Consider the following 6,873-nt stretch of genomic DNA (forward strand, 5'->3'; position numbering starts at 1 on the left):
AAGGATGCCGGTAAAGAATATTGCTGGCTCGATCACTTTCTCGGTTTCCAATCCAGGGTCAATTCATCCCATAACGCGTTATTCAGTGGGAACCTTTATGAAAAAGTATCTTGCTTTCGCCGTTACGCTGCTGGGTATGGGTAAAGTCATCGCCTGTACTACCCTTTTGGTAGGCAATCAGGCTTCGGCTGACGGCTCCTTTATTATCGCGCGCAACGAGGATGGCTCGGCAAATAACGCCAAGCATAAGGTTATTCATCCCGTCGCGTTTCATCAACAAGGCGAGTATAAAGCACATCGCAACAATTTTAGCTGGCCGCTTCCGGAGACAGCGATGCGCTATACGGCGATTCATGACTTTGATACTAACGATAACGCCATGGGTGAAGCCGGTTTCAATTCGGCGGGCGTCGGAATGAGCGCAACGGAAACCATTTACAACGGCAGAGCGGCGCTGGCTGCCGATCCTTACGTGACAAAAACGGGAATCACGGAAGACGCCATTGAGTCCGTGATCCTGCCAGTGGCGCAATCGGCGCGTCAGGGCGCCAAATTACTGGGAGATATTATTGAACAAAAAGGCGCGGGCGAAGGTTTCGGCGTCGCGTTTATTGATAGCAAAGAGATATGGTATCTGGAGACGGGAAGCGGACATCAATGGCTGGCAGTACGACTTCCGGCAGATAGCTATTTCGTTTCCGCCAATCAGGGACGTTTACGCCATTACGATCCGAATGATAACGCGAATTATATGGCGTCACCAACGTTAGTAAGCTTTGCGAAAAAGCAGGGATTATATGATCCGGCCCGCGGCGAATTCGACTTTCATCAAGCCTATTCGCAGGATAACAAAAACGATACCACCTATAATTATCCGCGCGTCTGGACGCTACAACACCAGTTTAATCCGCATCTGGATACGGTCGTTAGCGAAGGGGAAACATTTTCTGTTTTTTTAACGCCAATAACGAAGATCAGCGTGGCGGCAGTAAAAAACGCGTTACGCAATCACTATCAGGGAACGTCGCACGACCCTTATGCCAGTCATAATCCACAAGAACCATGGCGACCTATATCCGTTTTTCGTACCCAGGAGTCACATATTTTACAGGTCAGACCGAAATTACCGCAGGCTATCGGCAACGTAGAATACATCGCCTATGGAATGCCATCTCTTAGCGTCTATCTCCCCTATTACCAGGGGATGCGTCATTATCAACCCGGAGATGATAAAGGAACCGATCGGGCGAGCAACGACTCTACCTACTGGACATTCCGCACGCTGCAAACACTGGTTATGCAAGACTACAATACGTTTGCGCCAGATGTGCAACATGCCTGGAAAACATTTGAACAGCAAACAGCTAAGCAACAGTATAAGATGGAGCAGAGCTATCTGAGATTATATGCGTCGCATCCGAAAGAAGCACAACGCTTACTGCAAAATTTTGAAGATAAAACGATGCAAAATGCGCAGACGCTCGCCCGTCGCCTGACCAATAATATTATTACGACAATGACTTACCGCACAGATATGAAATATCACTTTTCAAGTACGCAGCCATAAATTTAATGACAATCTATTAGCCACTCATACACAATAAGATAAAGCGGTACCAGAATTAGCCAGATATAAAAGACAATAATTATTATGGATTCATAGAGAGGATAGTTTATGACACTCCAGACAAATATCAGCAGAGAGACAAAAGCGGCAAAGACCCAGGAGGTATATAAGCACGTTGTTCTTTTCAAAATGGCCGCCCCCTCTTACATAAGACGATAACTACAGCTTATGTCCCGTGTTACATAACTTTTCCCGACAGGCCTCTTTTACCCATGCTGAAAAATTCCGCGTCTTTTCAGATTTCAACGCGAATTCTATCTGTTCAAGCATGGAATAGGAAAAACGAATATTCTTCGTCACGGTCTTACTCGTCCGGGGCTTTGCTGGCATACACACACCTGTATAACATTTGATGTAACGCCGTTACTTTACGCAGGAGTAAATCGGTGAATTTGATCTGAATCAAGAAGGTGGGTTTTCAATAAAAGTTGTGCCCTAAATTGTGAAGTTTGTAGATTTTATGAACATTTGATGTACCGATCTCCCCCATGATCGCCACTACGTATGGACGTCAGGATGCCTCCCCGCCTGATCAGAAGCGTTTCCTCATTAAAAAGGACATTTTTTTAAAGTTCCTGGTGCATAAAAGTCACATCCTTTTAAAAGATTGTTAACCCTGTTGAATGTTCCCACTCCCCTATTCAGGAATATTAAAAACGCTATGCAAATACAGAGCTTCTATCACTCAGCTTCACTAAAAACCCAGGAGGCTTTTAAAAGCCTACAAAAAACCTTATACAACGGAATGCAGATTCTCTCAGGCCAGGGCAAAGCGCCGGCTAAAGCGCCCGACGCTCGCCCGGAAATTATTGTCCTGCGAGAACCTGGCGCGACATGGGGGAATTATCTACAGCATCAGAAGACGTCTAACCACTCGCTGCATAACCTCTATAACTTACAGCGCGATCTTCTTACCGTCGCGGCAACCGTTCTGGGTAAACAAGACCCGGTTCTAACGTCAATGGCAAACCAAATGGAGTTAGCCAAAGTTAAAGCGGACCGGCCAGCAACAAAACAAGAAGAAGCTGCGGCAAAAGCATTGAAGAAAAATCTTATCGAACTTATTGCAGCACGCACTCAGCAGCAAAATGGCTTACCTGCAAAAGAAGCTCATCGCTTTGCGGCAGTAGCGTTTAGAGATGCTCAGGTCAAGCAGCTCAATAACCAGCCCTGGCAAACCATAAAAAATACACTCACGCATAACGGGCATCACTATACCAACACGCAGCTCCCTGCCGCAGAGATGAAAATCGGCGCAAAAGATATCTTTCCCAGTGCTTATGAGGGAAAGGGCGTATGCAGTTGGGATACCAAGAATATTCATCACGCCAATAATTTGTGGATGTCCACGGTGAGTGTGCATGAGGACGGTAAAGATAAAACGCTTTTTTGCGGGATACGTCATGGTGTGCTTTCCCCCTATCATGAAAAAGATCCGCTTCTGCGTCAGGCCGGCGCTGAAAACAAAGCCAAAGAAGTATTAGCTGCGGCACTTTTTAGTAAACCTGAGTTGCTTAACAGAGCCTTAGAGGGCGAAGCGGTAAGCCTGAAACTGGTATCCGTCGGGTTACTCACCGCGTCGAATATTTTCGGCAAAGAGGGAACTATGGTCGAGGATCAAATGCGCGCATGGCAATCGTTGACCCAGCCGGGAAAAATGATTCATTTAAAAATCCGCAATAAAGATGGCGATCTACAGACGGTAAAAATAAAACCGGACGTCGCCGCATTTAATGTGGGTGTTAATGAGCTGGCGCTCAAGCTCGGCTTTGGCCTTAAAGCATCAGATAGCTATAATGCCGAAGCGCTACATCAGTTATTAGGCAATGATTTACGCCCTGAAGCCAGACCAGGTGGCTGGGTTGGCGAATGGCTGGCGCAATACCCGGATAATTATGAGGTCGTCAATACATTAGCGCGCCAGATTAAGGATATCTGGAAAAATAACCAACATCATAAAGATGGCGGCGAACCCTATAAACTCGCACAACGCCTTGCCATGTTAGCCCATGAAATTGACGCGGTGCCCGCCTGGAATTGTAAAAGCGGCAAAGATCGTACAGGGATGATGGATTCAGAAATCAAGCGAGAGCTCATTTCTTTCCATCAGACCCATATGTTAAGTGCGCCTGGTAGTCTTCCGGATAGCGGTGGACAGAAAATTTTCCAAAAAGTATTACTGAATAGCGGTAACCTGGAGATTCAGAAACAAAATACGGGCGGGGCGGGAAACAAAGTAATGAAAAATTTATCGCCAGAGGTGCTCAATCTTTCCTATCAAAAACGAGTTGGGGATGAAAATATTTGGCAGTCAGTAAAAGGTATTTCTTCATTAATCACATCTTGAGTCTTGAGGTAACTATATGGAAAGTCTATTAAATCGTTTATATGACGCGTTAGGCCTGGATGCGCCAGAAGATGAGCCACTGCTTATCATTGATGATGGGATACAGGTTTATTTTAATGAATCCGATCATACACTGGAAATGTGCTGTCCCTTTATGCCACTGCCTGACGACACTCTGACTTTGCAGCATTTTTTACGTCTTAACTACGCCAGCGCCGTCACTATCGGCGCTGATGCAGACAATACTGCTTTAGTGGCGCTTTATCGCTTGCCGCAAACCAGTACCGAAGAAGAGGCGCTCACTGGTTTTGAATTATTCATTTCAAACGTGAAGCAATTGAAAGAGCATTATGCATAATTTAATACGTCAACATACTTTCTTAATGAGATAAAACGCGATACGTATGCCCTTTACAAGAGACAAAACCAGAATCTTTGGTGGAAATGTAAAGGGCAAACGTTCCTCTTTCTCATTTTGCTCTGTTTGCGGGAGCATTTTTAGTGTGTAAGTATTCCTGCTCATCAGGTTTTTACGCCATCTACGCACATTTATTCTGCTATAAGTTGAAATGCTGCAAAAAATATTAAAGCTTATTATTTTTTCTTTAAGTAAATTTTCGCTCAACAAACTTAATTGTTTATTCAATGATGATGAGGCGTAAGCTATGCTGGAAATGAAGGAAGTCAATAGCAAGGATAATCTTATTATTCACGGGTGATATTACTTCTGCTTCACCGTTATGGCAGATATCATCGCCTCTTGTCAGATGCCAGACACCTACTCATACTCAACCAAAGCTCTAAATACAAAAATCACCTTATATCTTTTTTTATTATTCCTTGTATAAATGTGACTTGACTCACACCTATAAGGAATCGACTCACTTCCATAAGAAGGAATCAAAATGCCAATAACTAACGCGTCCCCAGAAAATATATTAAGATATTTGCATGCGGCCGGTACCGGTACGAAAGAAGCAATGAAAAGTGCAACTTCACCACGCGGTATACTGGAATGGTTTGTCAATTTTTTTACCTGTGGTGGAGTAAGAAGAAGCAATGAAAGATGCTTTTGGGAGGTAATTGGAAAACTGACCACATCATTATTATATGTAAATAAAGATGCTTTCTTCGATGGTAATAAAATATTTCTGGAGGATGTCAACGGGTGTACTATATGTCTGTCATGTGGAGCAGCATCCGAAAATACGGATCCCATGGTCACTATTGAAGTGAACAAAAATGGAAAAACTGTAACGGATAAAGTTGATAGTGAGAGATTTTGGAATGTATGTCGAATGTTAAAACTGATGAGTAAACATAATATACAACAGCCTGATTCACTTATAACCGAGGATGGTTTTCTGAACCTGCGCGGAGTAAACCTAGCTCATAAAGATTTCCAGGGAGAAGATTTGTCAGACATAGATGCTTCTAATGCAGATTTCCGTGAAACAAATCTATCTAATGTAAATTTAGTCGGTGCAAATTTGTGTTGTGCAAATCTACACGCTGTAAATCTAATGGGTTCAAACATGACTAAAGCAAACCTGACTCACGCAGACCTGACTTGCGCTAACATGTCCGGTGTAAACTTAACCGCTGCAATTCTATTCGGCTCAGACTTAACTGACACCAAACTAAATGGTGCAAAATTAGATAAGATAGCTCTAACTTTAGCGAAAGCATTAACAGGAGCCGATCTGACAGGTAGTCAACATACCCCTACTCCACTCCCGGATTACAATGATAAAACGCTTTTCCCCCATCCAATATTTTAGTCGAGATAAAGGGATTTTATAAACAAGAAGTATTCAAACAGAAGCCCTCCTTGTTTTATTAAACAAACCCCGCCCCTAAGCTTCATTATAAATAACATTTTCAGCGTATTACTTGTTGGTTTTGCCTGAATCATAGCGTTATCTGTATGTGGCACATTAACTAAAAACACTATTATTGTTTAATTTAAATAATTCATAATTGCAGTCAGGGAATAAGAAATTATGCTTCCGGTCACCTACAGATTAATACCTCAAAGCGGAGTATCCACATATGGATTAAATACCGCAGATACACCTGTTTTCCCCGATATTCCCGAACATGCACCAAACCCCTCACGGCTACGCCTTGCTCATGACAGCCTTGCCATAAACAGTGAATTCCGTCTGGAGCCAGAGTGTGTGGTGGAGTACCTTATCTCAGGCGCGGGTGGAATAGACCCTGATACAGAAATTGATGACGACACTTATGACGAATGCTACGATGAACTATCCTCCGTACTTCAAAATGCGTATACCCAAAGCGAAACATTCCGCAGACTGATGAATTACGCATATGAAAAAGAACTACATGATGTGGAGCAGCGCTGGCTACCGGGGGCAGGCGAAGCCTTTGAAACTACCGTGGCTCAGGAACACTTCAAACTTTCAGAAGGCAGGAAAGTTATTTGTCTCAATCTGGACGATTCTGATGATTCATATACCGAACATTATGAAAGTAACGAAGGAAGACAACTTTTTGACACAAAACGTTCATTTACTCATGAAGTTGTACATGCACTGACCCATCTTCAGGATAAAGAAGAAAATCATCCAAGAGGCCCTGTTGTCGAATATACCAACATTATTCTGAAAGAGATGGGGCATCCTTCACCTCCCAGAATGGTCTACATCTTCAATAAATAGACACATCAAGAAACGAAAAGAAACTAAAAACCCACGTAGTCCGTTTTTTCGGGAAATGTTCTAGCAGTATTTTCTAACTATATTCTAAGCGCCCAAAAAATAAATATCCTCCGGCATAGCCGGAGGTTTTTCTGATGCGCCTGTAAGGCTCTCTTACCAGCCGCGCCCTAACAGGCGCATACGATCTGACATTTGCATCAAACTTCGTTACTTAC

At 43.4% G+C, this 6,873-nt stretch carries 8 protein-coding genes; 6 read left to right on the forward strand and 2 right to left on the reverse strand.

Going from position 1 to position 6,873, the window contains the following annotated elements:
* Positions 1-97: 97 nt before the first annotated feature.
* Together AAYN39_RS05795 and AAYN39_RS05800 are read left to right on the forward strand one after the other, a co-directional pair.
* A complete protein-coding gene (locus tag AAYN39_RS05795; protein ID WP_000760238.1) occupies positions 98-1,567 on the forward strand; it encodes a C69 family dipeptidase in 1,470 nt (489 codons plus the stop codon).
* A 108-nt stretch (positions 1,568-1,675) separates the two neighbouring features.
* Positions 1,676-1,786 carry a hypothetical protein gene (locus tag AAYN39_RS05800; protein WP_000175092.1) on the forward strand — a complete coding sequence of 37 codons (111 nt, stop codon included), beginning with the start codon at positions 1,676-1,678 and terminating at the stop codon, positions 1,784-1,786.
* On the opposite strand, the gene AAYN39_RS05805 is transcribed toward AAYN39_RS05800, so the two are convergent.
* Complete coding sequence (locus tag AAYN39_RS05805) at positions 1,787-1,957, reverse strand: YlcI/YnfO family protein (RefSeq protein WP_001111006.1); 171 nt, start codon at positions 1,955-1,957, stop codon at positions 1,787-1,789. It abuts the gene before it with no gap.
* Between the two features lie 331 nt (positions 1,958-2,288).
* On the opposite strand from AAYN39_RS05805, the gene sopB reads away from it, so the two are divergent.
* Positions 2,289-3,974, forward strand: coding sequence for an SPI-1 type III secretion system effector inositol phosphate phosphatase SopB (sopB, locus tag AAYN39_RS05810; RefSeq protein WP_001166955.1), 1,686 nt, complete (start codon positions 2,289-2,291; stop codon positions 3,972-3,974).
* Between the two features lie 16 nt (positions 3,975-3,990).
* Positions 3,991-4,332: a type III secretion system chaperone SigE gene (gene sigE / locus AAYN39_RS05815; protein ID WP_000444726.1), complete on the forward strand. Its 342-nt coding sequence runs from the start codon at positions 3,991-3,993 to the stop codon at positions 4,330-4,332.
* Positions 4,333-4,341: 9 nt separating this feature from the next.
* Here the strand turns inward: sigE and AAYN39_RS05820 are convergent, their stop codons facing one another.
* Positions 4,342-4,662, reverse strand: a complete 321-nt coding sequence (locus tag AAYN39_RS05820; protein WP_077905084.1) for a hypothetical protein — start codon at positions 4,660-4,662, stop codon at positions 4,342-4,344.
* Between the two features lie 217 nt (positions 4,663-4,879).
* Here AAYN39_RS05820 and pipB point away from each other — a divergent pair, with 217 nt between their 5' ends.
* Entirely contained in the window at positions 4,880-5,755 is an 876-nt protein-coding gene (gene pipB / locus AAYN39_RS05825) for an SPI-2 type III secretion system effector PipB (protein WP_001123042.1), read from the forward strand.
* Between the two features lie 222 nt (positions 5,756-5,977).
* Positions 5,978-6,658 carry a type III secretion system effector protease PipA gene (gene pipA / locus AAYN39_RS05830; RefSeq protein ID WP_000938184.1) on the forward strand — a complete coding sequence of 227 codons (681 nt, stop codon included), beginning with the start codon at positions 5,978-5,980 and terminating at the stop codon, positions 6,656-6,658.
* Positions 6,659-6,873: the final 215 nt, after the last annotated feature.

The sequence above is a fragment of the Salmonella sp. K21076 genome, assembly GCF_039650795.1.
GTDB classification, from domain to species: Bacteria; Pseudomonadota; Gammaproteobacteria; order Enterobacterales; family Enterobacteriaceae; genus Salmonella; species Salmonella enterica.